The sequence below is a fragment of the Acetobacter malorum genome, assembly GCF_002153605.1.
GTDB classification, from domain to species: Bacteria; Pseudomonadota; Alphaproteobacteria; order Acetobacterales; family Acetobacteraceae; genus Acetobacter; species Acetobacter malorum_A.
The window spans coordinates 1-274 of sequence record NZ_JOPG01000048.1; the positions used below are offsets into that span (position 1 = coordinate 1).

Here is a 274-nt window from a genome sequence, read left to right on the forward strand (position 1 = left end):
CCAAATCCCCATCTCCTGTGAGCCTGGGTCAGTCCCACCAGAAGATCGGCAATCCTGTCGTTCTCCGCTGCCAGTCGTGGACGATAGCGAAAGCAGGTCTCGGATATCCCAAAAATCCGACAGGCCAGCGCAATGCTGACCCCGTGATGCGCCACAGCCTGTGCGGCCAGTTCCCGGCGCTGGGCTGGCCGCTTCATTTTTTTCCAAGGGCCTCCTTCAGGATATCCGTCTGCATGCTCAGATCCGCATACATCCGCTTCAGCCGACGGTTCTC

Annotated in this window: 1 pseudogene; it reads right to left on the reverse strand. The window is 59.1% G+C overall.

The annotated features are described in order from the left end of the window. Positions 1-274, reverse strand: a pseudogene (locus HK23_RS13575) (IS3 family transposase); the annotation flags it as partial.